This window comes from Bacillus sp. FSL K6-1012, from assembly GCF_037964915.1.
GTDB lineage: Bacteria > Bacillota > Bacilli > Bacillales > Bacillaceae > Bacillus > Bacillus halotolerans.
This window is the reverse complement of the sequence record NZ_CP150175.1, coordinates 3,769,116-3,792,556: the sequence shown is the minus strand read 5'-3', so window position 1 is coordinate 3,792,556 and position 23,441 is coordinate 3,769,116. Positions and strand designations below refer to the sequence as shown.

The following is a 23,441-nucleotide window of genomic DNA, read 5'->3' as shown; positions in this document are numbered from 1 at the left end:
CGGTATGTTTGTATGCACCACCTTTTATTTTTATATAAAAGAAAAATCGTGAGATAAGCGCTTCTCCTGAGAACTTCACAAGCGTCATGCAAGAATTCATGTGAAGTGAGAGTAAAATATGGGATGTGAGAAACACTAACCAGCATCAGGAGGAAACGCAAAATGAACACACTTACCATTGTTTTTCAAAACACAGCATTGGTTATCATTGATCTGCAAAAAGGAATTGTGCCAATAGACAAAAGCGGACAGGTTGTTCCGAATGCGAAAAAACTTGTTGACGAATTCCGAAAGCATAACGGCTTTATCAGCTTTGTGAATGTAGCCTTCCATGACGGAGTAGATGCGCTAAAGCCGGAAACGGATGAACAGGCGCAGGAAGGTTCAGGTGAAATGCCGGCGGACTGGGCGGAATTTGTTCCGGAAATCGGTGTGCAGGACGGAGATTACACAGTGACCAAACGCCAGTGGGGCGCGTTTTTCGGCACGGACTTAGATTTGCAGCTGAGACGCCGCGGCATTGATACCATTGTACTATGCGGCATTGCCACAAATATCGGAGTGGAAAGTACGGCTCGCGAGGCCTTTCAGCTTGGCTATCAGCAGATTTTTATTACTGACGCGATGTCCACGTTCAGTGAGGAAGAGCATGAAGCGACACTGCGCTTTATTTTTCCGAGAATCGGCAAATCGCGGACAACAGAAGAATTTTTATCACAAGTGAAATGAAAATATCAAAAAAGAGCCGTGCTGTCTTTTTAACAGCGGTAGCTTCAGGAACGATGCTGAATCCGCTGAACTCGTCTATGATTTCTCTGGCGCTTCACAGCATCCAGCATGAGTTTCACCTGTCGTTTACGACGGTTTCCTGGCTGATCTCCTCTTTCTATTTGGCGAGTGCTGTGGCCCAGCCTGTAACGGGAAAGCTTGGCGATTTGATTGGGCGGAAAAGGTTGTTTTTATATGGGCTTATTCTTGTGGCGGTTTCCGCCATCGGGGCGCCGCTTGCGCCAACCTTTATGACATTACTGGTCATGCGGCTGTTTCAATCGGTGGGGAGCAGTGCGATTTATCCGTCGGGAGTCGGGCTGATACGAAATCACATACATGAGCGCCAGGCTTCAGCCATGGCGGTGCTGTCCATATTTGCATCTGCAATGACGGCGCTGGGGCCGACAGTCGGCGGCTTTTTGATTGTCTGGGGCGGCTGGCCGGCGATTTTTATCGTCAATCTGCCGTTTATTATCCTCAGCTTCCTATTCGGGATGTATATGTTCCCGAAGGATCAGAAAAAAGGGGTGGGGATCAGAGCGGTTATCCGGCAGCTAGATGTTCCGGGAATCCTTTTGTTTGCCGGCGGGATCATTTTGCTCCTGTCCTTTTTGCTTTCATTCAGCACATCCCCGCATGCGTCAGAAGGTGTGATTGGTGTCATTCTGCTTGCCGCATTTATCTGGCGTGAGCTGAAAACGGAGAAGCCGTTTATTGATGTCCGTTTGTTTAAAACGCAGCGAAGCCTGTCAGCGGTATACGTTCAGTTTATTTTACTCAATGTATTCTTCTACTGTTTATTTTTCGGCCTGCCGAGTTATTTTCAGGATGAAATGCATCTTTCTGTCCAAACGAGCGGTCTGTTTATGCTGTTCATGTCAGGAATGAGCATCGCTGTATCGCCCATTACAGGCAAGTGGATTGACCGATCGGGAGTCATCAAGCCGATTTTGGCGGGGGCGCTTCTGATGACGGCTGGCGCTGTACTCTTAACGGTCTTTTTTATCAGCGTTCCGGTCATCGGGAAAGGCTTGATCCTGTCGCTTCTCGGCATCGGTTACGGACTTGGAAACGTGGCGCTTCAGGCGGCGATGCTGAAAACGAGCCCTTCAGACATGGTGGGAACCACCTCGGGCCTGTTCCAAACCTGCCGTTACCTCGGCTCAATTTTATCCTCCGTGATTCTGGGCCTTCTGTTCGGTAAAGAGATTACAGCGGCTCATTTTGATATCATGGGAATGATCCTTATTGCTGTAGGCGCATTGAGTCTCTTTATGGCTTTGAGATTCACCGCCTTAATGAAAACAAGAACATGAGAAAAGAGACAGATATGCGAGTCTGTCTCTTTTTCTTGTTTAGGATGCTCAAAAATGAATAAAAGGATTGTGTATCATAGCCAATGTATTTATCTGACTTTTCAGTTATATTACGTAACATATCATGTTAGAAAACAATACATATAACGGAAGATAGACAATGCTGAAAGGGGAGCCGGCTATGGAGTTAAAAGAGAGTCAGCAGCAATCAAACAGGCTGAGCAATGAGGATCTGCTGCCTTTAGGGCAGGAAAAACGCACTTGGAAAGCAATAAACTTTGCCTCGATTTGGATGGGGTGCATACATAATATACCGACCTACGCGACAGTGGGCGGATTAATTGCAATCGGGCTTTCACCGTGGCAGGTGATGGCGATCATTATTACGGCCTCGCTTATTTTGTTTGGCGCACTCGCCTTAAACGGGCATGCAGGGACAAAATACGGGCTGCCGTTTCCTGTGATTATCCGGGCTTCATATGGAATTTACGGCGCAAACATTCCGGCGCTTCTGAGGGCTTTTACAGCCATTATGTGGCTTGGCATTCAAACCTTTGCCGGAAGCACGGCGCTGAATATTTTGCTGTTAAATATGTGGCCCGGCTGGGGAGAGATTGGCGGGGAGTGGAATATTCTGGGCATTCACTTGTCTGGTTTCCTCTCTTTCGTATTCTTTTGGGCTGTGCATTTACTCGTATTGCATCACGGCATGGAATCAATTAAGCGTTTCGAGGTATGGGCAGGTCCTTTAGTATATGTGGTGTTTGGCGGCATGGTATGGTGGGCGGTCGATATAGCCGGAGGACTCGGACCCATCTATTCGCAGCCTGGAAAATTTCATACGTTTTCAGAAACATTTTGGCCGTTTGCTGCCGGAGTCACCGGCATTATCGGCATTTGGGCGACGTTAATTTTAAACATACCTGATTTTACACGGTTTGCTGAAACGCAAAAAGAGCAGATTAAAGGCCAGTTTTACGGCTTGCCGGGAACTTTCGCATTATTTGCGTTTGCCAGTATTACGGTGACCTCCGGTTCGCAGGTTGCTTTCGGCGAGCCGATTTGGGACGTGGTTGATATTTTAGCGAGGTTTGATAATCCTTATGTCATCGTATTATCTGTGATTACACTCTGTATTGCCACCATATCAGTTAATGTCGCAGCAAACATCGTGTCTCCGGCTTATGATATTGCGAATGCTTTGCCGAAATATATTAATTTTAAACGAGGCAGCTTTATTACAGCCCTGCTCGCTTTATTTACGGTTCCGTGGAAGCTCATGGAGAGCGCAACCAGCGTTTATGCGTTTCTCGGTTTAATCGGCGGCATGCTCGGTCCGGTAGCGGGCGTCATGATGGCTGATTACTTTATCATTCGCAAGCGGGAGCTTTCGGTTGATGACCTTTATTCCGAAACCGGACGGTATGTGTATTTTAAAGGGTATAACTACCGGGCATTCGCAGCCACGCTTTTAGGCGCACTGATCTCATTAATCGGAATGTATGTCCCCGCATTAAAAGGCTTATATGACATCTCATGGTTTGTAGGTGTGCTGACATCATTTCTTGTCTATATTGCTCTGATGCGGATTCACCCGCCGATATCATCGGCTATTGGAAAGTATGATTCTGGGCAGGTGCGTCGAGCTGAATAAGAACTTATGCAGGTGAAATTTGAGATGGTTTTCCATAAATGGATAACTTATAATGATATAAGAAAATCCATTCTAAATAGAAATGAGAATCCAATATGAAAATATCATTTTTTATTTCTGCGGCAGCCGTTTTAACTGCTGTTATTATCGCTTTAACCTATGATAAGACGGCAGCAAATGAACAAGACTCAGTGAACTGCTTATATGTTTCTCCTGACGGCAATGATCAAAATGAAGGGACGAAAACAAAGCCATTTCGTACACTTGCGCATGCCGCTAAGGAAGCTGTTGCCGGAACAACCGTAATCATCCGGGAAGGCACGTATGATGAACCGCTTGATGTGAAGCATAGCGGCGCGGATGGAAAGCCTATCACGTTTCGAAACTATCAGGACGAGAAAGCAGTCATTACCGGGAAATCGATGACGAGCGCAGAATATGAAACGCCGTTAATCCGCATAGACAATAAACATTACATCACAATCAGCGGTTTAACGATTGAGAATCTCTCTGTTTCATCTGAAGAAGCAACCGCCATGGGAATTTATGTGACTGGATCCAGCAGCCATATCACGATTAAGGATAATCATGTTCGGAATATAAAAACAACGGCGGACGAGGGCAATGCCCACGGAATTGCGGTTTATGGGACGGGAAGCATGAAAGACATTAAGATTACGGATAATACCGTTGAAAAGCTGACACTCGGAGCGAGTGAAGCGGTTGTGCTGAACGGAAACATTGACGGCTTTACGGTTGCAGGCAATTTGGTCCGTGATAATAACAATATTGGCATCGATCTTATCGGATATGAAGGAACGGCAGATCAAAACGATTATGTTCGAAACGGCGTCGTAGAAAACAATACTGTCTATCATCATTCAACTTTCGGAAATCCCGCTTATGGAGATGAGTACTCAGCGGGCGGAATATATGTCGACGGAGGACGCAATATTGACATAAGGAAAAACACGGTTTACAGAAATGATATCGGTATTGAAGCAACCTCTGAGCACAAAGGAAAATATGCTGAGGATATAAACATTACCGACAACAAAGTGTACCAGAATGCGTACACGGGTATTTCAATCGGCGGATATGACAAAGAGCGTGGCGGCACCGCCGGTTCTGTGATTGCTCACAACATTATTTTCCGCAACGATACAAAAGAGCTGTATGGCGGACAGCTATTGCTGCAGCACGATACAAAAAACAACGTAATAGAAAAGAACATCATGACGGCAAGTGATTCAAGGCTGTTTATTGCCAACGAATTTAAAACCAATGAAGGAAATACAGTCAATCATAACGTTTACCATAAGGAAGCAGGTAAGGACGGCTTATGGATGTGGAAAAAGACTGAATACGACTCGTTTTCATCTTATCAAAAAGCAACGAAAAATGATGTCGGTTCTATTTATGCAGATCCGATGTATCGTGACGAAGAGTCTTTTGATTTTACATTAGATCCGGATTCACCTGCGCGTCCGATTATTGAATCATGAAAGAAGCGGCATTCTATTCCGTTCAACGGAGCAGAATGCCGTTTTTTTATGCAAAAAAAGACTGCCGGCAAACTCCGGCAGTCTGACAAGCTATTCTGCAATCGACACTTTTCCTTCAGGTTCGGCGACAGCCGTTTTTTTCTGGCTCCATGCATAGAGGAGAAGAGAAATCAGAACAAATTGACCCGCTGTTAAGTAAATAGATGAGAAGCCAGCGGAAGCAACGAATAATCCGAACACATACGATCCAGCGGCAATTCCGCTGTCAAAGAACGTAAAGAACGTCGCTGTCGCAAATCCTGAACGGTGTGCCGGTGAATTTTGTATCGCCAGCGTTTGCATGCACGGCACGATTGAGCCGTATCCGAGCCCGATCACCGCTCCGGATAATAGCAGCATCCAGCTGCTGTGCGTAAAGGCAAGCATGCAAAGTCCGACAGAGAAAATCAGGATTGAAGGGTAAATCACAATCCCCGGTCCGACTTTGTCGAACAGTTTGCCTGTAAACGGACGCGCGACCATCATCGTAACGGCAAAGCATACAAAGAAGTAGCCGCTGACATTTAATAGATCAATAGACTTAGCAAAAACGGACAAAAATGCCGTAACTGTTGAATAACAGAATGATATAAACAACCCTACAATCGCAATCTTAAGCGCGCCTTTTTCAAACATATCCGACAGAGAGAAGCGGAATACAGTCGTTCCGCTGCTGATGCTGTTTGGCACTTTAATGAGTAATGTAACAAACAGCCCGACAATCATAAACACTGCAAAAATTGTAAAGAAGACAGAGAAAGGCACAATTTTCACCAGGCTCAATCCGAGAAACGGACCGATAGCCATTGCGAGGTTCATAGACATGGCAAAGTATCCAAGCCCTTCGCCGCGGCGTTTAACTGGAATGATATCCGCTGCGATCGCGCCGGTTACAGTGGTTAAAATACTGAACCAGATTCCTTGGAAGAACCGCAATCCAAGCAGCAGATAGAAGTTATGGATTGGCAGGTAAAGAAAAGACGAAAGGGCAAAAATCGCCATCGATACAATCGCCATTCTCTTTTTCCCAAACCGTTCTATAATAGCTCCTGAAAAAGGACGTGTGAAAATGGCGGATAACAAGAACAGACTGATCAACAGCCCTCCCTGAGATTCAGTACCTCCCAGCTCCTGCATCATATAGATAGGCAGAACAGTTAAAAATGTATAAAAGAACACAAAAACAAACAAGTTCACGAGAACGACCATAATAAAATCTTTGGTCCAAATCGGTTCAGACTTTTTCAAATGTATGTCACTTCCTTAATTCATTGTTGTAAAAACAAACGAAATAAATGAGAAAACGCTTTTTTATCTTCATCACGGAAATCTGCAAGCAGTTCTTCCTCAAATTTAAGCATTTTCACATTGATTTCTTCGTATTTTTTCTCTGCTTCTTTTGTGAGGACAACGAGTTTTTCCCGTTTGTCTTCACCTTGCCGTCTCTGTACCCAGCCGTTTTCTTCAAGGCGTTTGATCGTCCGGGTCACGGTTGGCGCTTCCACATTTAAATAGGACCAAATCTCCTTTTGAGTCATTGGTCCGATCGTACGCAAACAATATAAAATTGACCATTGAGATGAGTAAAGGCCGAATGGCTCCAGCTGTTCATTGGCTTTTTTGGCAATCAGGCGGGCGCTTTGGTTGATTTGATGAATGAGGTGTCTGTTGACGTAGGTCATTTCGGTCTCCTTCTAAAAAAACTTACCTAAGTAACTAATTGCTTTTTTCATTTTACAGGAGCGATGAAAGGATGTAAAGATATAAATTTAGTGACGCGAAATAATTAGCGGAAGTTGAAAAGTTCGTTTCACCCCTTGTCCTTATTGAGTTTTTAGCATATTCCCACAAGAATGCTAATACACTGTTACAAACCTAACAAAGAGAGTGTTTGAGGTGAGGGATCGTGGGCATATTTCACAAACTTACTTTTAAAACCATACAACAAAGAAGCTGCATAATGAATGACTCTTTACAGAATACGGATCTCATTTCACACTTCTCACATCCATTTTAGGGAGGTCGAGTGGTGTGCACGATTACATCAAAGAGCGAACAATCAAGATAGGAAAGTACATCGTGGAGACAAAGAAAACCGTTCGTGTCATTGCGAAGGAATTTGGTGTTTCCAAAAGTACAGTACACAAGGATTTAACAGAGCGTCTGCCTGAAATCAATCCTGACTTGGCAAACGAAGTGAAAGAAATACTCGATTATCATAAATCCATCAGGCATTTAAGAGGAGGAGAAGCAACAAAACTCAAGTATAAAAAGGATGAAATTCTTGAAGGAGAGCCCGTTCGCCAGCCATAATCACTTAGGACAAATCAACTGCATTGTCTTCCGGAAATCGTTTGTAGATCATCCGCAAAAATTTGTAAAGAACTTAATGTGCTTCCAACTTTTTTTCTATATTTTATGATAATATATATAATTAGGGCACAATGTGGATATTTACTGTGAAACAGATTTTCAAGGAGGATATAAATAGATGTTTGCAAGGGATATTGGTATTGACCTCGGTACTGCAAATGTACTGATCCATGTTAAAGGTAAAGGAATTGTTCTGAATGAACCTTCCGTAGTTGCACTTGATAAAAACAGCGGCAAAGTGCTGGCGGTTGGCGAAGAGGCAAGACGAATGGTTGGACGTACACCTGGGAATATTGTTGCGATTCGCCCGCTGAAAGACGGAGTTATTGCTGACTTTGAAGTAACAGAAGCAATGCTGAAACATTTTATTAACAAGCTGAACGTAAAAGGCCTGTTCTCAAAACCGCGCATGCTTATTTGCTGCCCGACGAATATTACATCAGTTGAGCAAAAAGCAATCAAAGAAGCTGCTGAAAAAAGCGGCGGTAAACATGTGTACCTTGAAGAAGAACCGAAAGTTGCCGCTATTGGCGCGGGTATGGAAATATTCCAGCCGAGCGGTAACATGGTTGTAGACATCGGAGGCGGGACGACGGATATCGCAGTCATCTCAATGGGCGATATTGTCACCTCCTCTTCTATTAAAATGGCTGGGGACAAGTTTGACATGGAAATCTTAAATTACATCAAACGCGAGTACAAGCTGCTGATCGGCGAACGTACTGCGGAAGATATTAAGATTAAAGTCGCAACAGTTTTCCCAGACGCACGTCACGAAGAAATTTCCATTCGCGGACGGGACATGGTTTCCGGTCTTCCAAGAACAATTACAGTAAACAGCAAAGAAGTAGAAGAAGCCCTTCGTGAATCTGTAGCTGTTATTGTGCAGGCAGCGAAACAAGTGCTTGAAAGAACACCGCCTGAACTGTCCGCTGATATCATTGACCGCGGCGTTATCATTACCGGCGGAGGCGCGCTCTTAAACGGCCTCGACCAGCTGCTCGCTGAAGAGCTGAAGGTTCCGGTGCTTGTCGCTGAAAATCCAATGGATTGTGTGGCGGTCGGCACAGGTGTTATGCTTGATAATATGGACAAGCTTCCTAAACGCAAACTAAGCTGATCACTCAAACCTCATTCTGAAAAAGAATGGGGTTTTTTTATGAAAACTCTTCACGAATTGATGAGAAATGCCGATAATAGGATAAAATACTTATTTGTATTACAGAACGAATGTTCCCTATATGACAACTGGAAAAAATGCCATTTTAGAGGTGGAAAACTTGTTAAAAGGATTATATACCGCAACATCCGCAATGATTGCCCAGCAGCGCAGAACGGAAATGCTTTCAAATAATATCGCAAACGCAAATACATCCGGATATAAAGCAGAACAAGGCTCGATGCGTGCGTTCCCTGAGATGCTTCTCAGCAGAATTGAAGCAAAATCTCCGGCCGGCACATCGAAAACAGAAATCGGTTCCGTTAACACCGGTGTGTATATGCAGGAGCTTAAGCCTCTTTTCACACAGGGAAGCCTTAAGTCGACGGATCAGCCTACAGACATCACATTGATTGAAAATCAAGTTCCGGTAAATGCAGAAACAAATGAAAATGCGGCCCTTTTTTATCCGGTTCAAACGGCGAATGGGGTCCGTTATTCCAAAAGCAGCACATTTTCTTTAAATGAGAACAATCAGCTGACAATCAACGGAAATACCATTTTATCCACGACAGGCCAGCCGATTACGGTCGATAATGAAAATTTCACTGTGTCTGAAAACGGTACTGTTACTGCGAACGGACGGACAGCCGGACAAATTGATGTCAGAATGGCAGAGGACGTCAGAAATCTAAAAAAAGATGGCAATGATTTGTACAGCACGGCTGACGGAAATGACCTGCCGAGTGCGGCTGGCAATAACCAAGTATCCTATTCATTAAAACAAGGCGTTTCCGAGCTTTCGAATGTTGATGTGACGAGCGCCTATACAGAAATGACTGAAGCGTACAGATCGTTTGAAGCAAACCAGAAGGTCATTCAGGCGTATGACAAAAGTATGGACAAAGCAGCCAATGAAATCGGAAAAATATAAGATAACGGAAGAAAAAACGGGGGACATCAACTATGCTCAGGTCAATGCTAACGGCATCAACAACCTTAAACCAGCTGCAGCAGCAGATTGACACAATCAGCAGCAACCTTTCCAACAGCAACACAACCGGCTATAAGGCTAAGGATACGAATTTCTCTGAGCTCGTCAGACAGCAATTCGATCAGGTTGATGAAAAAAATGAAGAAGTGGCACAATCCCGAAAAACGCCGCCCGGGTTGCGCCTTGGCGTCGGAGCGATGATGAATTCACGGCTTGTATCCGATCAAGGAAGCATTAAGAAGACGGAGCGCGATCTGGATATCGCTTTTACGTCTCCTTACCAATACCTCCAGGTTAACGTGAATGGCAATCGCCAATATACGAGGGACGGAGCGCTTTATTTATCGCCTTCCGCTGATAATGCCAACCAGCTTCAGCTCGTGACAGGCAACGGTCATCCCGTGCTTGATGAAAACGGCAATGCAGTAAACATAGACAGCTCAATGAAAAAAATCATGATCAATGAAAACGGGACCTTAACCGCATCTAACGGGAATACGGTGCAGCGGTTTAATCTCGGGGTTGTCCAAGTGAACAATCCTCAAGAGCTGAAATCCGAAGGAAATAATCTTTTCTCCATTGATAATGCGGCAGCCTTTGAAGAGCTGAATGGCGCAAACAGACAAAACATCGGCATGCAGCAGGGTGCACTTGAGATGTCAAATGTGGATATTTCTAAGCAAATGACAGATTTGATTGCGTCTCAGCGTTCTTATCAGCTGAACAGCAGAACGATCACAATGGGTGATCAGATGCTCGGTTTGATTAATTCTGTCAGATAATCGAAAGATGGGCGTTTTCAATCAGCCGCGCATAATAAAAAAGGCGGCTTTTTCGAAATCGTCCTTTTTTTTGTAGTATTCCGTGATGTCCTCCAAAAGCACCTCTAAATCCACCCAAGCTTCGATTTTTTCTAATTCAAGCACATATTCAAGCAAGGTATCATAAGGATCTTCAGCAGACGTATAGAGCGCTTCAAGTGTTTTTAGTTTCAATTGAATTGTTTGAATGTTTACCTTTTCAGATAATTCTTTCCCTTTTTGCAAAACCGCTTTTCCTTCTGAGATCTTTTCTGTTTTAAAAAGAGCTCTGACGGATTCATACACACAGTGCAGATAGGATACTGGAGAATTGGTTTCAAATTCATGATTCTTCAATACCTTTTTAAAGTAGAGAAGCGCTTCATGGTCCTTCTTTTCGGTTGCTTTTAAAAAGCCCAAATTATAATAAGCGTGGCACAGCAGATTATCGTCATTTACCTGCTGGGTTTTCCTGATGATTTCTTTGAAAAGCTGTTCAGCCTCATCATAGCGCTCTTGATCAATATAGTTTACAGCGAGGAGCAGTTTGCAGCTGATCACCTTTTTGACATAGCCGAATTGATGCAAGTAGATATTTAATGCTTTTTCAACATATTGGATGGAAAGCGGCGGTGATTTCATCAAGTAATAGGCGCCGGCAGTTTGATAATAAAAGTCAGCGGCTTCAAATGCGTTTTGAATCGCGTGCAGGTACTGCTCAGCTTTTTTAAAACCATTCACCGCATGCTTCGGAGCGGTTTTGACCATTTCATATAATCCTGAGAAAAAATGCAGATAATATTTCAATTCATCATCCATTTTGTCTTCCTGTTCATATAACTCATGGAATAATGAATCCATCCCGTCCTGGTTTTCAAAAAGGAGCTGGTGGCGTGCGAAGAACAATTGATAACGCATCCAAAGTTTTGTGTTCTTTTTAAGTTTCGGAAGGTGCTGGTCGATTTTCTCTTTAAGTGCTGCTGCGTCATCCATTTTACGTTTGCCAATAGCGGTATACCACTCGTCTAACATTTTTTGAATTCTTTTTTCAATAAACTTCGAAATCATTTTCCTACCTCTTTGCTAATGGTAAAATCTATAATTATCATATCACAACTTTTGACGGCTCTCATTGACAGTTGGTTACACTTTGGGCGCCGGTTGAAAAAGAGGTTAATTCATAATATACTTTTCAAATGTACAGATTAGATCATAAATGATTGCTATACATACTAACGCAGATGAAGGAGATGTCAAGAGAATGCTTGATACTCAGCAAATTAAAGAAATTATTCCTCACCGCTATCCGTTTTTGCTCGTAGACCGGATTACGGAAGTTGAAGAGGGCAAACGGGCAAAAGGCTATAAAAATGTAACTGCTAATGAAGAGTTCTTTAACGGACATTTTCCACAGTATCCGGTAATGCCCGGCGTATTAATTGTAGAAGCGCTTGCTCAAGTCGGGGCTGTTGCGATGCTGATTAAAGAAGAAAACCGCGGCAGATTGGCGTTTTTTGCAGGCATTGACAATTGCCGGTTTAAAAAACAAGTGAAACCTGGTGACCAGCTTCACCTTGAGGTGGAAATCACTCGTGCGAGAGGCACAATCGGGCGCGGAAAAGGCGTTGCCAAAGTTGACGGCGAAGTGGTTTGCGAAGTTGAACTGACTTTTGCCCTCGGCGAGTAAGTGAAAAGAGACAGATGGGCAGCGGCACATTTGTCTTTTTTTCTTTCAAAACAAAAAAAGCAGGTGATTGTATGTGGAAAGAGTTTAAGACCTTTGCCATGCGCGGGAACATTGTTGACCTTGCGATTGGTGTTGTAATAGGGGGCGCGTTCGGTAAGATCGTCACATCGCTCGTTAATGATATCATTATGCCTTTAGTTGGCTTGCTTCTGGGAGGGCTTGATTTTTCGGGGCTGTCCTTTACATTTGGTGATGCGGTCGTCAAATACGGCAGCTTCATTCAAACCATTGTAAATTTCTTAATCATATCGTTCTCTATTTTTATTGTGATTCGGACTTTGAATCAATTGAAGCGCAAGAAAGAAGCGGAAGAAGAGGCTGAGGCGGAAGCGGCGGATGTGCAAGAAGAGCTGCTGAAAGAAATCAGAGATCTGCTGAAGCAGCAAACAAGGTCACCGGAATAAAAAAGACTGCCGTCTGAGACGGCGGTCTTTTTTATGGCAGAACATATTTCTTCAAAATGTCCATTGTCATGCTTTTCGCTTCTGTGCCGGTACCATCAATGTTCGTCACGAAACTGTACACTCCGTTTTCGGTTTTGACAAAGCCTGCATACCAGCCGATGCCTGAGCCTGAACCGGTTTTTCCATAAAGCGTATAATGATCCTCATCTTCCTGAATCATCATCCGCTTCACTGTCTTCATTACGTTTTTATCAAATGGCAGTTTTTCTTTGTATAAGGCTTCCATAAAGTCCGTTTGTTCCAGAGGAGAAATCTTAAGCGTGCTGCTCAGCCAAAATTGGTCAATGCCGCCGCTGATATCTTGATTGCCGTACGCTATTTTATCAATCCATTCTTTCATTCGCTCTTCTCCGATGTCACGGGCCATCGCTTGATAATACCAAACAACGGAGTATCTCATGGCAGATCCTAGCGTGTGATCCTGATTCCATACATCGAGCTCACGTTTTACACCGTCCCAGTATTTGATGTCATATTCATCTTTAACGGCGCCTGTTTGTAATCCAATGAGCGCGTTTGGGACTTTAAAAGTCGATTGCGGCGCAAATCTTTGTGTCGCGCGTTGATCGCCGTAGACGAATGTTTTTTCATTTTTCAGATCACGTAAGATAAAAGTTCCGTCGTGATCAGTGAAAAACTCATTGACATTCATTTTCTTTAGATTGGGACTCTTCCCGGCAGCAACAGCTTCTCTAGGTGTTTGCAAACTTGATGTCAAAAGGACAGCTGCGCCGATAAGTGATAAAACAACCGCTTGAATTTTTCGCTTATTCATACGTGTCACCTCAGCAAATGTAAAATAAGAGAGGGGGATCTCCACTCTCTTTTATATCTTCTGCTTAAACGCCTCGATCAGCTTCGCTCCTGTATAGCCCTCTTTTACAAGAGATTCCAGAATGGTTTCAGTGCCTTGCTGTTTTCTTGTCACCATTTGTCCGTAAATTAAAACCGAGATGCTTTCTTCCAGTTCAGCAATATTCTTCACAGCTGCAGTCAGCTGGGCAGGGCGGTTGCTTTTTTTCGTAATCGTCACAAACACTTTGACTTCAGCTTGTTTTTTTTGAAGCTGGTCAAAAAAAGACAAGTGCTCCTTCGGAACAAGCGCTTCAATCAGCCAGTGATTTTCGCCGTCTTCTTTATTGATAATCAGTCCGTCAATAAGGGGAAACTGTTCAATTGACTTTTCTCCCTTGTCCACTCGTTCCACGTTCAGATCAACCAGTTTAAAGGTTTTCATTTTTATCTCACCCCATTTACTTACAAAGAATTCTTAAAATGAATTATAACACATATTCATTTTTCCGTGAAAACGCTGTAATGCCGGGGACAATATATTTTGTCCTGGTACAACATTTAATAATTTCTATTTTTTCATTATACTGTAACTGACTATGGATTACGGAGAGGTGTGTATGAATCGATTTCATTTAAAGGAAATTTATATTGACGGCACTCCGGCGGATCAGCGTTTGATTCAAACGAATGAAGCTTATATGTTAAGCCGTAAAGATATTTTTGAGGTTCATCTATATAGGAAAGAGAGGATGATTTTTTTATACGAAACTTATGATGGGATGGAACAGTACAAAATCCAGCTGTCGCTCCCGGAAAAGAAGCTCAGCTTTCAGTGGTTTGCATGGGACGGCTCTTCTTATGTCTGTATGAATACGCAGCATTGGCTGACATCTAAATTGTTTTTCCGGTTTTTAAAAAATACATATTTCTTTAGAGGGAAAAAACAAAAGCTGTTTTTAGCTGAGGGAAAAATGAAAACGAAAGATAAAAACAGAGGCTGAAATGAGATTTTGAGCGTTTTTCTTTTCTCGTTGCATCGTCTACAATACGTGTAACCGCAAGGAGAGGAGGAATCGCAATGTTCAATCAGGTCATGCTTGTCGGACGTTTAACAAAAGACCCTGAGCTTCGGTACACTTCTGCAGGCGCGGCAGTCACACACATTACGATTGCAGTTAACCGCAGCTTCAAAAATGCTTCAGGAGAAATTGAAGCGGATTACGTCAATTGCACGCTTTGGAGAAAAACGGCCGAAAACACGGCGTTATATTGCCAAAAAGGCTCTCTCGTCGGCCTAAGCGGACGGATTCAGACAAGGAGCTATGAAAATGCGGAAGGTGTCAAAGTGTACGTAACTGAAGTGATGGCTGATACTGTTCGTTTTATGGACCCTAAACCTCGGGAAAAAGCTGCCGATTGACATCCCCCTGCTCCTCCCGCTTTAAATCCCATTCACGATTACTTTTCTTCGCATCACCCCCTCTGTATTGACCAGTCGACCAGACTGGTTTTTTCTTTCTGTTTCATATAGGAAAAATTGGTTCTTATGATGCATTTTTACTTAATTTCACTTAATAATATTGATTGTTAATATATAAAAACTTATAATTGCTTAAAGATAACGTCATATGAAAAGGAATGAGGGCGTGTACCAAGAAGAAAGATTAGTAGCAATTGTGGATTATCTAAAGGAGCATAACCGCATTACAACCGAGCAGATCTGTACGCTCCTTCAGGTGTCCAGAGATACAGCACGGCGGGATCTTGTGAAGCTGGAGGAACAGAATGCCATTATTCGCACAAGAGGCGGCGCCATTCTGCCGTCTGTGCACCAGAAAATCCAAGGGTATTCCGGCCGGCTGAAAACAGTGTCCGAGGAAAAAAACAAGATTGGCAAACTCGCCGCATCACTGATCCAAAATGGCGACCGGGTTATTTTAGATGCGTCTACAACCGTTCAGGCGTGCGCTAAACACTTAAATGCAGACGACTGTACGGTTATCACCAACTCCATTAATCTCGCGGAAGTGCTCTCAGACAAAGATGGTATTGAGATCTATCTTCTCGGAGGCAAGCTTGAAAAGGAGCATCGTTTCTTGTACGGCGCCTCTGTGATTGAAAAGCTTTCAAGCTATCACGTCGATAAAGCGCTGATCGGTGTTGTCGGCATTTCTGAACACGGCATTACGATCGCGCATGAAGAAGATGGGCTGGTGAAGCGAAAAATGATTCAGCAGGCGAAGCAGGTGATCGCCCTTGCGGATTATTCGAAGCTGGGAAGCACCGGTTTTTATCAGTACGCTGATCTGAGTGAAATTGATCTCTTGATCACAGACCGGCTGCCGGATCAGGCGTTTTGCGACTTGCTTGACCTTAATGGCGTCGAACTTCTCGTGACAGAGCAGGATGAAAGAAAGGGCTGATAAACGTGAAATTGATTGCGACCGACTTAGACGGAACCTTGCTGAACAGCAAGCATCAAGTAAGCTCAGAAAATGAAAATGCTCTGCGGCAGGCGCAGCGGGACGGGATTGAGGTTGTTGTATCAACGGGACGCGCTTATTTTGATGTCGTGTCCATTTTTGAACCGCTCGGGATCAAAACGTGGGTCATCAGTGCGAACGGCGCTGTCATTCACGACCCTGACGGCAGGCTTTATCATTCGGAAACAATCGATAAAAAACGGGCGTATGACATCCTCTCGTGGCTTCAGTCAGAAAACTATTATTATGAGGTTTTTACAGACTCAGCTATTTATACGCCGCAAAACGGCAGGCAGCTCCTAGATGTTGAGCTTGACCGGGTCAAAAGTGCGAATCCAAAGGCTGACCTTTCTGTTCTGATGCAGGCAGCCGAGGTGCAATACAGTCAATCGGGCTTCGCTTATATCGACACGTTTCAAGAGCTTTTTGAGGAGGATAAGCAGATTGATTTTTACAACATTCTTGGCTTTTCTTTCTTCAAAGAAAAGCTGGAGGCCGGCTGGCAGAGATACCAGGAGGATAAAGATCTGACACTTGTCAGCTCTGCTGATCATAACTTTGAGCTTTCCTCCAAAAAGGCATCCAAGGGGCAGGCGCTGGAAAGGCTGGCAAAGCGGCTTAACATCCCAATGAAGGAAACAGCAGCCGTGGGCGACAGCTTAAATGACAGGTCTATGCTGGAGGCTGCCGGAAAAGGCGTAGCGATGGGCAATGCGCGGGAGGACATCAAAGCGATAGCCGGCGCTGTAACCCTGACCAATGATGAACATGGCGTTGCCCATATGATTCGGCACTTGCTGTAAGGTTTATCTTTTGAAAAAAAGTGCATCCTGTACATAACCGGCGTAACGGATTCTGTGAAATTCGGCGTGACGGCGATGAACGGAAAAAAGCTGGCTCTTTTAAAGAGCCAGCTTTTTTGTGGTTATTGTGCCTGCGCTGAGGCGCTTAATGTAAATAATTCTTCGAGCTCATCTGTGGACAGCTCGGTAATCCAGTTTTCGCTTTGGATAATTTGGTCATTCAGTGTTTGCTTTGTTTCAAGCATCATATCAATTTTTTCTTCAATTGTTCCTGTTGTAATCATTTTATGAACGTGGACAAACCGCTCCTGCCCGATGCGGTATGCCCGGTCAGTGGCTTGGTTTTCAACAGCCGGATTCCACCATCTGTCATAATGAATGACGTGATTGGCGGCTGTCAGATTGAGTCCGGTTCCGCCCGCTTTCAGTGATAGAATCAATGTCGGGTATTCTTTCTTTTGAAATTTCTCAACGAGTGTATCGCGCTCTTGCTTAGAAAGACTCCCGTTCAAAAACTGTACAGGTTCGCCGAAGGTTTTTTCAAGCAATCGCTTCATCATGTTCCCCATTTGAATATATTGCGTAAAAATGAGACAGCTTTCGTTTTGGGCGCGGATCGCTGTCATCAGCTCAAGCAATTTTTCAAGCTTGACCGAACGTCCGGCCAGCAGCTCGGTTTGATCTTCCTTCAAATAAAGCGCGGGATGATCGCATATTTGTTTAAGCCGTCCGAGCATGCTGAGGATCAGTGCTTTTCGCTGCATGCCTGTCAGTGACGTCATATGTTCAAAAGTGTCTTTCACCAGCTGCTCATAGAGAGACGCCTGTTCGGCTGACAGCGGAATAAACTCTTTTTGCTCCAGCTTGTCGGGAAGGTTTAATGCGACGTCCTCATCCCGTTTTGTCCGCCGCAGCAAAAACGGCCGGATTAATTGCTGAAGCTGTCCGATTCTTTTTTCGTCCCGGTCCTTTTCGATCGGCAATACATAGCGTTTATGGAAACCGGTCAGACTGCCAAGGTAGCCTTTATTCATGAAGTCGAAAATCGACCATAGCTCAGTCAAGCGGTTTTCCATCGGAGTTCCGCTCAGCGCGATATGGTGAATGCCCTTCAGCTTTCTGATTGCACGTGATTGCTTCGTATGCGCGTTTTTAATATTTTGTGCTTCGTCAAGACAAATTGTGTTCCATGTCACCGAAGAAAGCTCTTCAGAATCGGCATGCGACAGCCCGTAGGAGGTTAAGACAACATCCGCGTTTTCATAATAGCCGGTGAAGTCTTCACCCTTCGGACGGCGCGGGCCGTAATGGAGAGCGACCGACAGATTGGGCGCGAAGGTTTGAAGCTCCCTCTGCCAGTTGCCGAGTACGGATGTCGGCGCGATGATCAGATTCGGCGTGTTTTGCCGTCCGCTTTCCTTCACATGAAGAAAATATGCGATCATCTGAATAGTTTTCCCAAGCCCCATATCATCGGCCAGGCAGGCGCCAAAACCGCTTTGCCGCAGAAATAGCAGCCAGTTCATGCCGTATTTCTGATACGGGCGGAGCGTGCCTTGAAAGGAGGGGCTGACCTCATGCTCCGGCAGATTTTCCGCTGTTGTCAGCTTTCGAATCAGTGATCTGAGCTGTTTTGACAAGTCGAATTGAATACCGGCAAAAGCGGATGTATCCATGATGTCTGAGTCCTCAAGCCCGCCTTCCTGCTGATCCATCAGCTCACGTGCCAGAATATCAGACATATGGAGCCCTTCTGATTCCGCTTTCTCCATCAGCCGTTTCATCTGTTTGATAAACTGCGGATCTATTTTCACCCATTGCCCGCGAATATTGACGAGGCGCCTGTTGCTCGCGACAAGCTCGTTAAATTCATCCTCTGTCAGCTCAATGCCGTTTGTCGCAAACCGCCAGTTAAAATCAAGCAGCGCATTCATGCCGACAAATGACTCGCCGCGCGGGGCGGAAGACACCTTTGCTTTAAGCATCATGCTGCTGTCTCTGACAATCTGCCACCAGGATGGCAGGAGGATTTCAACGCCCATATCGACAAGCGTCTCACTTGCCTCCGACAGGAAAATCCAGGCTTCTTCCTCTGAAATCAGCGTCGTGCCGGAATCAAATGACAGCCACGGAACCGTTCGATGAAAGCGGTCCTGCTCGCGTGCGATTTTATCGCTGTAGGCCTGCCACGATTTTTTGAGGCTCTTCAGCCCGTCAAAAAATACAACCGCACCGCTCTTTTTATCGCGTAAAAACATTTCGATTTTCCAGTCATCGCCGTCAAAGTCGGGTTCGTTCAAGCGGAGGCCGACCGTAAACGGGGTTTGATCGTCAACCCAGCCGATGCCTTCGAGAAAATCCTCTTCATCCAGAAAATGTCCGCGAAATGTTGTGACCGCAGGTGATTTTTCTTTGATATTTTCCCATTTTTCACGCAGTTCGTCGTCATATTGAATATAATCCTGCACCGCGGCTGAAAACCATTCCGCAGTAAAGCCATCCAGTATGCTGTCCTGATCCTTCCAGCGGAAAGCACCGTTTGTCCATGCTTCGTAGTCAGGCAGGAAATCGCCGTCCGCGATAAATTCGTAAATGGTAGACGCTGCCTCAATCAGCGGTTCCGTTTCTTCTGTGAGCTGCACGGAGCTGAATGAGTTGAACGAGTTTTTGCCGAGAAGCTCTACAGTCATCCATGGAGAAAGCAAAACCGCGGTTGTCCCGATGAAGCTGACATCCTCAAGGAAGGTTCCGTAAAATGAGGATTCGTGCCATTGAAACAAATGCTTTTTCATGTGGCTGTAGGGAAGGGGCTGCTCATTCTCATCAAAGGCTGAGAGCGTGAATGACCCGTCTTCCATTTGTTCGACGTGAATAAGTATTTCTTTAAGACTCGCCATCAATCAACTTTCCTTTCTGCAGTTCTTCTTGAAGGGCGCGCAGGCGCTTGTAATGTGAGCTCAGCTGCTGAATATAGCGTTCCCATACCTTCAGTTTTTTCGCTTTTTTGTAGAGCGTCCGCAGTTTTTTCAAATACCGGGCTGCTTCCTTGTAAGAGCTGCGGTTTTTCTGGTCGATAAAAAAAGCCACTTCTCTGTGGTATGCGGGTATAAGGGCTTCGGGATCGCTCGCCGCGATTTCTTTGAGCATCGTTTTATCCATTTCATAAATTGAAAAGCCAACAAGGCTGTGGATTTCGATCCACTCGGCATAACGCTTTTTCTCATACAAATGATGGCTGTATTCTGTGAAAGTATATGGCAGACAGCCTGCCGCATAGCGTTCAAACAGCGCCTGGTCATTGGTTTGCTTCACATACGCGTTCAGCAGAAGAAACAGCTCGCCAATTACGTCGCGAATTTCTTTAAAAGGCTTATCCAGCTTCGTATAACCAATCGCAATCGATTCAATCCGGAGGTACCATGCTTTGAGCCGTTTCCAATCCTTTTTCCCGGTGATTTCACTCAGCCATTGGAACGTATACGGCAGCGCTTCCGGCGGAAATTGGTCGGTTTCCGCAAAAATCGCGTCATCATGTTTCTGCAAAAATTCTAAATGCAGACGCCCGAATTGCAATTCAGGAGAAAATCGCCGCCCGGCTTCTTTTTGCAGGATCTCTTGCTCACGCGCCACCCATTTCGGCCGCGGCAGCAGCGCACTCCAAATTTCACCGAAAATGCGGATGCGTTCATATTGAAAAATATCTTCCTTCAATAAGAGATCCCGAATGACATCCGGCGTTTTCTCCAGAAAAGGATCGAGTGCAAACGACAGCGCGTACGTTTTTAATTTATCAATTGAGCTGTAGATCGTGTCCATCAGCTGTTCGACATAAGGATTGAGGGAATAAAAATCATGCTCGGGGTCCAGTTTTCCTTCTTCAATCAATGTAAACATGCGAAGCCACACCGCGATCGCTGAATGAATCTGATACAGGCTTTTCAGCTCCGGTTTGTTCGGGGCATGCTTTTTCAAAGCGGACAGATAGCCGTAATAGAGGCCCTGCATGTTTTGGCTGCCTTCAGCCGTGCGTACCTGCCAAAGAGAAAACTCTGAATCGAAAAAAGCAAGCCAGCTTGAAAGCGACTCTTCATTAGGCAGCACCTTCTCCTGAAATTGACGCCGGACGAGCTCTTTGCTTTCTTCAAGCTTTTCCCTCTCCAGCCAGTGCTCTGTAAAAGTTCCCACTCGTTCAAACATTGCATATACATATAAAAAAACAGCCAGCTTATGGCGGCAGATTCTCCCAGACGGACATGAACAGCCGCTTTTGGCTATGACAAATAAGTTCAATGTGACCCGCACAGGCACAACATCCTGCACGTAAGCCGTAACTTCCGTCGGACTCACTGCTTGTAAACGATAGACTGAATCCTGCCGATATAAAATAAGGGCTTTTTTGATCAGCTGAACATTTTCCTCGCTGTAAGGAAGAAGCTCTTTTAATTGTTCAGCCGATGCCAGCACATCGTCTTTAGAAATCATATTCTGAAGCATGATTATCGCTCCTAACCGAGTCACGTAATAAAAAGATCCAATTTCTCTATTATATCGCAACACAGCGGCATGAAAAAGTTTTTCCTAAAATAGGACATAAAAAATGGGATGTGTCGAATGATGTATTAGAGATTGCAAAACGAGAGCCGGCATCATATAATAATCGTGTTTTCAACTTAATGGAAGCTGAAAGGAATAAAATGATGAGTGAAAAGAAATTGAATCAAGAAGAATTTCTGAAAATTTTGATGCATGCACATGATATTGGTGAGCAGTCATCTGAGATGACCACAAAGGAAATGCTTGAAAATTTGATTTCTCATATTAAAAATGGATACGCAACATAAAAATCCCGCAGGTTTTTAGCGGGATTTTTTTCTGAATAATGACCGGAAGGAGAAAAAGATTCAGCTCTGGCAAGACAATAAATAGAGCGCTTACAAGATGGAAGGTGAAAAACTGTTATTGTAAATTTTTGTCGAATATTGTCATGTGAAAAGATGGAGAAATGCTGTTTTAACGTTGTATAATCGTATGGAAAAGGATGTTATAAGCTGATTTGGAGGTATCATGGGAGAATCTACTAGTTTAAAAGACATACTATCAACGTTAAGAAAACGCATACTTTTGATTATGATTGTAACCGCAGCTGCGACTGCTGCCGGCGGATTCATCAGTTTCTTCGCACTTACACCCATCTATGAAAATTCAACTCAGATCTTGGTCAATCAATCGAAAAACGACCAAAAAGAAGTCCAATTTAACGATGTCCAAACCAATCTTCAATTAATCAATACGTACAATGTCATCATTAAGAGCCCTGCTATCTTAGACGAAGTGATTAAAGAGATGGGCTTGTCGATGACATCCCAAGAGCTGAATGAAAAAATTACTGTTTCCAGCGAGCAGGATTCCCAAGTGGTCAATATTTCTGTCAGAGACGGGAGCGCGGAAACAGCGGCTCACATTGCCAACACTGTCGCATCTGTCTTTAAAGACAAAATCACTTCGATTATGAATGTTGATAACGTAAGCATTCTGTCAAAAGCTGAGGTTTCTGGACATCCGTCGCCTGTATCGCCAAAACCGCTGCTGAACATCGCCATCGCGTTTGCGGCAGGATTGGCAGGAAGCATCGGACTGGCCTTCCTGCTTGAGCATTTGGATAATACGATCAAATCGGAAGAGCAGCTCGAAACGCTGCTGGACATACCGGTATTAGGGACGGTTTCCACCATTTCGAATGAACAGAAAACAGCGAAGAGCTTAAAAGGCATTCAATCTGATAAAGCGGGGAGTGGACATTTTGGCGCTTAGAAAAAGCAAGGGCTCATGGAGTCGCAAAAATGTCATTGCGCTGACAGAGCCGAAATCCTTAAATTCAGAACAATATCGAACGATTCGAACAAATATAGAATTTTCTTCAGTGGACCGCCAAATGAAATCTGTGATGATCACTTCTGCGTGCCCTGGAGAAGGGAAGTCTACCACAGCTGCTAACCTTGCTGTCGTATTTGCACAGCAGGGAAAAAAGGTTTTGCTCATCGATGCAGATTTGCGAAAACCTACAGTACATACCACTTTTCAACTAGAAAATATGACAGGCTTAACATCCGTTTTACTGAAAAAATCCTCACTGAAACAGGCTGTGCAAACGTCTCAGGAACAAAATCTTGATGTGCTGACGAGCGGCCCGATCCCGCCGAATCCGGCCGAGCTGCTTTCCTCCAAGTGGATGGAGGAGCTTGCGGATGAAGCGTGTGCGGCCTATGACATGGTGATTTTCGATACGCCGCCTATTCTCCCTGTAGCAGACGCGCAAATTTTAGGGAACGTCGCAGACGGTTCCGTTTTGGTTATTTCAAGCGGAAAGACGGAAAAAGAAAAAGCCGCAAAAGCAAAAGAGGCGCTCGATTCGTGCAACAGCAAGCTCCTCGGAGCCATTATGAACGGCAAGAAACGCTCGAAGCACTCTGATTACGGATACTACGGACATGAAGACAATTTCATACAAAAATAAATAACGTGCATACTGCCCGTTATT

At 44.5% G+C, this 23,441-nt stretch carries 25 protein-coding genes; 18 read left to right on the top strand and 7 right to left on the bottom strand.

Annotated features, from left to right (window positions below; translation table 11 throughout):
• Positions 1–162 precede the first annotated feature (162 nt).
• The 4 genes from NSS75_RS19630 (at position 163) to NSS75_RS19615 (ending at position 5,246) form a co-directional block, all read left to right on the top strand.
• Entirely contained in the window at positions 163–729 is a 567-nt protein-coding gene (locus NSS75_RS19630) for an isochorismatase family protein (RefSeq protein ID WP_339234581.1), read from the top strand.
• Complete coding sequence (locus NSS75_RS19625; RefSeq protein ID WP_339234579.1) at positions 726–2,087, top strand: MFS transporter; 1,362 nt, start codon at positions 726–728, stop codon at positions 2,085–2,087. Before NSS75_RS19630 ends, NSS75_RS19625 begins: the two co-directional genes overlap by 4 nt.
• A gap of 181 nt (positions 2,088–2,268) precedes the next feature.
• Positions 2,269–3,741: an allantoin permease gene (pucI, locus tag NSS75_RS19620; protein ID WP_024123123.1), complete on the top strand. Its 1,473-nt coding sequence runs from the start codon at positions 2,269–2,271 to the stop codon at positions 3,739–3,741.
• A gap of 95 nt (positions 3,742–3,836) precedes the next feature.
• Positions 3,837–5,246, top strand: coding sequence for a right-handed parallel beta-helix repeat-containing protein (locus NSS75_RS19615; protein ID WP_024123122.1), 1,410 nt, complete (start codon positions 3,837–3,839; stop codon positions 5,244–5,246).
• A 90-nt stretch (positions 5,247–5,336) separates the two neighbouring features.
• Here NSS75_RS19615 and NSS75_RS19610 read toward each other — a convergent pair whose 3' ends face one another.
• Positions 5,337–6,533, bottom strand: a complete 1,197-nt coding sequence (locus tag NSS75_RS19610; protein WP_339234574.1) for an MFS transporter — start codon at positions 6,531–6,533, stop codon at positions 5,337–5,339.
• Positions 6,534–6,553: 20 nt separating this feature from the next.
• Positions 6,554–6,967 carry a MarR family transcriptional regulator gene (locus NSS75_RS19605; RefSeq protein ID WP_103671889.1) on the bottom strand — a complete coding sequence of 138 codons (414 nt, stop codon included), beginning with the start codon at positions 6,965–6,967 and terminating at the stop codon, positions 6,554–6,556.
• A 224-nt stretch (positions 6,968–7,191) separates the two neighbouring features.
• Here NSS75_RS19605 and NSS75_RS19600 point away from each other — a divergent pair, with 224 nt between their 5' ends.
• The 5 genes from NSS75_RS19600 to NSS75_RS19580 all read left to right on the top strand — a co-directional run bounded on the left by NSS75_RS19600 (position 7,192) and on the right by NSS75_RS19580 (position 10,593).
• On the top strand, positions 7,192–7,302 hold the full coding sequence (locus NSS75_RS19600; RefSeq protein WP_082687840.1) for a protein usd: 111 nt from the start codon (positions 7,192–7,194) through the stop codon (positions 7,300–7,302).
• Between the two features lie 14 nt (positions 7,303–7,316).
• Positions 7,317–7,598 carry a sporulation transcriptional regulator SpoIIID gene (gene spoIIID, locus NSS75_RS19595; protein ID WP_010332180.1) on the top strand — a complete coding sequence of 94 codons (282 nt, stop codon included), beginning with the start codon at positions 7,317–7,319 and terminating at the stop codon, positions 7,596–7,598.
• A 178-nt stretch (positions 7,599–7,776) separates the two neighbouring features.
• The gene (gene mbl, locus NSS75_RS19590) at positions 7,777–8,778 is read left to right on the top strand and encodes a cell shape-determining protein Mbl (protein ID WP_010332179.1); all 1,002 of its coding nucleotides are present in this window, start codon (positions 7,777–7,779) and stop codon (positions 8,776–8,778) included.
• A 160-nt stretch (positions 8,779–8,938) separates the two neighbouring features.
• A complete protein-coding gene (gene flhO, locus NSS75_RS19585) occupies positions 8,939–9,751 on the top strand; it encodes a flagellar hook-basal body complex protein FlhO (RefSeq protein ID WP_024123119.1) in 813 nt (270 codons plus the stop codon).
• 32 nt (positions 9,752–9,783) lie between these two features.
• Positions 9,784–10,593, top strand: a complete 810-nt coding sequence (locus NSS75_RS19580) for a flagellar hook-basal body protein (protein WP_198098113.1) — start codon at positions 9,784–9,786, stop codon at positions 10,591–10,593.
• A 21-nt stretch (positions 10,594–10,614) separates the two neighbouring features.
• On the opposite strand, the gene NSS75_RS19575 is transcribed toward NSS75_RS19580, so the two are convergent.
• Positions 10,615–11,679 (bottom strand): tetratricopeptide repeat protein, encoded by a 1,065-nt coding sequence (locus NSS75_RS19575; protein WP_213418070.1) that lies wholly within the window; start codon positions 11,677–11,679, stop codon positions 10,615–10,617.
• A gap of 193 nt (positions 11,680–11,872) precedes the next feature.
• On the opposite strand from NSS75_RS19575, the gene fabZ reads away from it, so the two are divergent.
• Positions 11,873–12,298 (top strand): 3-hydroxyacyl-ACP dehydratase FabZ, encoded by a 426-nt coding sequence (gene fabZ, locus NSS75_RS19570; RefSeq protein ID WP_024123116.1) that lies wholly within the window; start codon positions 11,873–11,875, stop codon positions 12,296–12,298.
• A gap of 71 nt (positions 12,299–12,369) precedes the next feature.
• A complete protein-coding gene (mscL, locus tag NSS75_RS19565; RefSeq protein WP_101859854.1) occupies positions 12,370–12,762 on the top strand; it encodes a large conductance mechanosensitive channel protein MscL in 393 nt (130 codons plus the stop codon).
• 31 nt (positions 12,763–12,793) lie between these two features.
• Here mscL and blaOXA read toward each other — a convergent pair whose 3' ends face one another.
• Together blaOXA and NSS75_RS19555 are read right to left on the bottom strand one after the other, a co-directional pair.
• Positions 12,794–13,597 carry a class D beta-lactamase gene (gene blaOXA, locus NSS75_RS19560; RefSeq protein ID WP_024123114.1) on the bottom strand — a complete coding sequence of 268 codons (804 nt, stop codon included), beginning with the start codon at positions 13,595–13,597 and terminating at the stop codon, positions 12,794–12,796.
• A gap of 51 nt (positions 13,598–13,648) precedes the next feature.
• Complete coding sequence (locus tag NSS75_RS19555; RefSeq protein WP_024123113.1) at positions 13,649–14,059, bottom strand: YwpF-like family protein; 411 nt, start codon at positions 14,057–14,059, stop codon at positions 13,649–13,651.
• 175 nt (positions 14,060–14,234) lie between these two features.
• Here NSS75_RS19555 and NSS75_RS19550 point away from each other — a divergent pair, with 175 nt between their 5' ends.
• From NSS75_RS19550 to NSS75_RS19535, 4 genes are all read left to right on the top strand, one after another.
• On the top strand, positions 14,235–14,618 hold the full coding sequence (locus tag NSS75_RS19550) for a hypothetical protein (protein ID WP_024123112.1): 384 nt from the start codon (positions 14,235–14,237) through the stop codon (positions 14,616–14,618).
• A gap of 77 nt (positions 14,619–14,695) precedes the next feature.
• Complete coding sequence (ssbB, locus tag NSS75_RS19545) at positions 14,696–15,037, top strand: single-stranded DNA-binding protein SsbB (protein WP_024123111.1); 342 nt, start codon at positions 14,696–14,698, stop codon at positions 15,035–15,037.
• A 226-nt stretch (positions 15,038–15,263) separates the two neighbouring features.
• Entirely contained in the window at positions 15,264–16,040 is a 777-nt protein-coding gene (locus tag NSS75_RS19540; protein WP_103671910.1) for a DeoR/GlpR family DNA-binding transcription regulator, read from the top strand.
• Between the two features lie 5 nt (positions 16,041–16,045).
• A complete protein-coding gene (locus NSS75_RS19535) occupies positions 16,046–16,903 on the top strand; it encodes a Cof-type HAD-IIB family hydrolase (protein WP_268497501.1) in 858 nt (285 codons plus the stop codon).
• Positions 16,904–17,025: 122 nt separating this feature from the next.
• On the opposite strand, the gene NSS75_RS19530 is transcribed toward NSS75_RS19535, so the two are convergent.
• Entirely contained in the window at positions 17,026–19,800 is a 2,775-nt protein-coding gene (locus NSS75_RS19530) for a DEAD/DEAH box helicase (RefSeq protein ID WP_339234566.1), read from the bottom strand.
• Positions 19,787–21,397: an SWIM zinc finger family protein gene (locus NSS75_RS19525; protein WP_339234564.1), complete on the bottom strand. Its 1,611-nt coding sequence runs from the start codon at positions 21,395–21,397 to the stop codon at positions 19,787–19,789. Before NSS75_RS19525 ends, NSS75_RS19530 begins: the two co-directional genes overlap by 14 nt.
• Before the next feature lie 203 nt (positions 21,398–21,600).
• Here NSS75_RS19525 and NSS75_RS19520 point away from each other — a divergent pair, with 203 nt between their 5' ends.
• The 3 genes from NSS75_RS19520 (at position 21,601) to NSS75_RS19510 (ending at position 23,417) form a co-directional block, all read left to right on the top strand.
• On the top strand, positions 21,601–21,744 hold the full coding sequence (locus NSS75_RS19520; RefSeq protein WP_010332161.1) for a hypothetical protein: 144 nt from the start codon (positions 21,601–21,603) through the stop codon (positions 21,742–21,744).
• Between the two features lie 223 nt (positions 21,745–21,967).
• The gene (locus tag NSS75_RS19515; RefSeq protein WP_101859831.1) at positions 21,968–22,714 is read left to right on the top strand and encodes a YveK family protein; all 747 of its coding nucleotides are present in this window, start codon (positions 21,968–21,970) and stop codon (positions 22,712–22,714) included.
• A complete protein-coding gene (locus NSS75_RS19510) occupies positions 22,704–23,417 on the top strand; it encodes a CpsD/CapB family tyrosine-protein kinase (protein ID WP_044159636.1) in 714 nt (237 codons plus the stop codon). Before NSS75_RS19515 ends, NSS75_RS19510 begins: the two co-directional genes overlap by 11 nt.
• Positions 23,418–23,441 lie beyond the last annotated feature (24 nt).

Coding starts and splice junctions, on each gene's coding strand:
- mscL (WP_101859854.1), top strand. CDS start 12,370: ATGTGGAAAGAGTTTAAGACCTTTGCCATGCGCGGGAACATTGTTGAC.
- NSS75_RS19630 (WP_339234581.1), top strand. CDS start 163: ATGAACACACTTACCATTGTTTTTCAAAACACAGCATTGGTTATCATT.
- pucI (WP_024123123.1), top strand. CDS start 2,269: ATGGAGTTAAAAGAGAGTCAGCAGCAATCAAACAGGCTGAGCAATGAG.
- NSS75_RS19580 (WP_198098113.1), top strand. CDS start 9,784: ATGCTCAGGTCAATGCTAACGGCATCAACAACCTTAAACCAGCTGCAG.
- mbl (WP_010332179.1), top strand. CDS start 7,777: ATGTTTGCAAGGGATATTGGTATTGACCTCGGTACTGCAAATGTACTG.
- NSS75_RS19575 (WP_213418070.1), bottom strand. CDS start 11,679: ATGATTTCGAAGTTTATTGAAAAAAGAATTCAAAAAATGTTAGACGAG.
- NSS75_RS19555 (WP_024123113.1), bottom strand. CDS start 14,059: ATGAAAACCTTTAAACTGGTTGATCTGAACGTGGAACGAGTGGACAAG.
- NSS75_RS19550 (WP_024123112.1), top strand. CDS start 14,235: ATGAATCGATTTCATTTAAAGGAAATTTATATTGACGGCACTCCGGCG.
- NSS75_RS19615 (WP_024123122.1), top strand. CDS start 3,837: ATGAAAATATCATTTTTTATTTCTGCGGCAGCCGTTTTAACTGCTGTT.
- ssbB (WP_024123111.1), top strand. CDS start 14,696: ATGTTCAATCAGGTCATGCTTGTCGGACGTTTAACAAAAGACCCTGAG.
- NSS75_RS19605 (WP_103671889.1), bottom strand. CDS start 6,967: ATGACCTACGTCAACAGACACCTCATTCATCAAATCAACCAAAGCGCC.
- fabZ (WP_024123116.1), top strand. CDS start 11,873: ATGCTTGATACTCAGCAAATTAAAGAAATTATTCCTCACCGCTATCCG.
- blaOXA (WP_024123114.1), bottom strand. CDS start 13,597: ATGAATAAGCGAAAAATTCAAGCGGTTGTTTTATCACTTATCGGCGCA.
- NSS75_RS19520 (WP_010332161.1), top strand. CDS start 21,601: ATGAGTGAAAAGAAATTGAATCAAGAAGAATTTCTGAAAATTTTGATG.
- NSS75_RS19515 (WP_101859831.1), top strand. CDS start 21,968: ATGGGAGAATCTACTAGTTTAAAAGACATACTATCAACGTTAAGAAAA.
- NSS75_RS19525 (WP_339234564.1), bottom strand. CDS start 21,397: ATGCTTCAGAATATGATTTCTAAAGACGATGTGCTGGCATCGGCTGAA.
- NSS75_RS19530 (WP_339234566.1), bottom strand. CDS start 19,800: ATGGCGAGTCTTAAAGAAATACTTATTCACGTCGAACAAATGGAAGAC.
- NSS75_RS19625 (WP_339234579.1), top strand. CDS start 726: ATGAAAATATCAAAAAAGAGCCGTGCTGTCTTTTTAACAGCGGTAGCT.